Source organism: Pseudomonas fluorescens (assembly GCF_902497875.1).
In the GTDB taxonomy this organism is placed as follows: Bacteria; Pseudomonadota; Gammaproteobacteria; order Pseudomonadales; family Pseudomonadaceae; genus Aquipseudomonas; species Aquipseudomonas fluorescens_BR.
Genome location: NZ_CABVHY010000089.1, coordinates 1 through 1,974, shown reverse-complemented (window position 1 = coordinate 1,974; position 1,974 = coordinate 1). Strand labels below are relative to the sequence as shown.

Here is a 1,974-nt window from a genome sequence, read left to right as displayed (position 1 = left end):
GCAAGCTGGTCTGGCGAGGCAGTGACGAGCAAACGCTCAGTAACACGCCGAACCCGGCAGACCGCAGCACCGCCGTACGCGCAACCGTGGCCAGGATATTGGCCAATTACCCGCCGAGGTAATCGAAGCCCCATAAAGATCGCAGCCTGTGGCAGCTCCTACGAACCTGTGTACATTTGATCATTCAGGCTGAACCCGGTCGGCGTAGGAGCTGCGGCAAGTTCGGGCCGCGCTCGGACGATCTTTTTACCTCCCCCCCGACGGCTATTTGCTTTCTTGGGAGGCCTACCTTCATCAGTGCGTCTACCCTGACAAGTACTCCATCAAGTCCGCAAAGAATCATTCAGACAAAAAGGGACGCTTTTTACCTGATGCAGAGCTTAATGCTATTTATCTGGTTGGCTCTCTGCGCTGCGCAGGATATTCAGCAACGCCAAATTGCCAATGGTCTGACCCTTGGTGCGACGGTCATTGCCCTGGTGTACTTGCTGTGGAACGGCACCACCTGGATGGGCGCGAGCGCAGAGCAGGGGGTCGGGGCGTTCTTGCTGGCGCTGGCCTTCACCTTGCCTGGCTATACAATGGGGCGCCTGGGGGCGGATGATGTGAAACTGATGGCAGCGCTGGGGTTGGCGAGCGACAACATGCACCTGTTGGGAACCTTCATTGGTGCGGGCATCGCCAGTATTGTCTGGCTACTCATGTCTCCCAGACTCTGGCCGCTGATAAACAAAAAACTGAGAGCCCATCTGCAATACCTCGATCCGAAAGAATCGACACAACAACCCTTTGCGCCGTTCGTTCTGGTCGGGATGCTGCTGGCCGTCGCCTGGATCAATTAGCCGCCTGAGTGGCGAACTTTATGTACACAGTCAGAAAGTGCGTCTATTTTCAGTGCGTGTACAGCCATTGGCTGTCGGTGCAGGAAGAATAAGTCTTCGGTTTGCTCAGCATGGAGTCGCGCGTGATCAAGCTTAACTCTCTGATAAAAGTGCTCGTAGTCGACGATCAGCCGCTGATTGTCGAAGAACTCTGTAAGTTTCTGGAAAGCAGTGGTTACCGCTGCATTCCCTGCACCTGCGGCAAGCAAGCCATCGAACGGTTTAGCGAGGACCCTGAAATCGGTCTGGTGCTGTTCGATTTGCACCTGGCAGAACCGGGCGGCATTCAACTGGTGCAGGCACTGCAGGAGCTCGCCGGCAACCAGCGAGCATTCGAAGCGATCATGCTGACCAGGGCGTCTGACAAACAGCAAGTGATCAAGGCCTTGCGTGCCGGGGTTGCCGACTACTACCAGAAGCCTGTCGATCTGAATGAATTGCTTGAAGGCCTGCGGCGCCAGGAAGCGGTCGTGCAGGAGCGGGTGAAAAACCTTCAATTGAGTCAGTTGAACCAGAAACTGCAAAGCCTCGCCGATTCCATCGACACGCTTTATCAAGACCTCGACGAGGTTCGACGGGGAGCTACGAGCGAAACGCAACCCGCAGAGATTCCAGCCATCCTCAATCAGCTGTCACCGCGCCAACTGGACGTAGCCCGCCTGGTGAGCAAGGGGCAAACCAACTATCAGATCGCCTGTGAACTGGGTATCACCGAAAACACCGTGAAACTTTATGTCTCCCAAGTGCTGCGCCTGACCCAGATGCACAATCGCACGCAACTGGCGCTGGCCTTGGCACCGGGGCGTTCGGGGTTGAGGCAGAGTGCCCGTTAAACCGCGTTATCGTTCATCGCGAGCAAGCTCGCTCCCACAGGGAATTATGTCGGGCCCGAGCTTTGTGCCCGGCCCCGACATCCAGTGACTCAGTTGCTCTTCACCGCATAATCCGGCTTCTTGTCGTTACCTGGAATGAACGGGCTCCATGGCTCGGCGCGGATCGGGCCGTCGGTCTGCCAGACCACCGAGAACTGACCGTCGGCCTGAATCTCGCCGATCATCACCGGCTTGTGCAGGTGGTGGTTGGTCTTGTCCAT

At 56.8% G+C, this 1,974-nt stretch carries 3 protein-coding genes and 1 pseudogene; 3 read left to right on the top strand and 1 reads right to left on the bottom strand.

Going from position 1 to position 1,974, the window contains the following annotated elements; genetic code table 11:
• The 3 genes and pseudogenes from F8N85_RS33680 to F8N85_RS33670 form a co-directional block, all read left to right on the top strand.
• Positions 1–122: pseudogene (locus tag F8N85_RS33680) on the top strand (DUF4136 domain-containing protein); the annotation flags it as partial.
• 249 nt (positions 123–371) lie between these two features.
• Positions 372–842, top strand: a complete 471-nt coding sequence (locus F8N85_RS33675) for a prepilin peptidase (protein ID WP_150804106.1) — start codon at positions 372–374, stop codon at positions 840–842.
• 122 nt (positions 843–964) lie between these two features.
• Positions 965–1,714 carry a response regulator transcription factor gene (locus F8N85_RS33670; RefSeq protein WP_150804105.1) on the top strand — a complete coding sequence of 250 codons (750 nt, stop codon included), beginning with the start codon at positions 965–967 and terminating at the stop codon, positions 1,712–1,714.
• 89 nt (positions 1,715–1,803) lie between these two features.
• Here F8N85_RS33670 and F8N85_RS33665 read toward each other — a convergent pair.
• On the bottom strand, positions 1,804–1,974 hold a 171-nt coding region (locus F8N85_RS33665; protein ID WP_150807660.1), incomplete at its 5' end, for a transporter substrate-binding protein.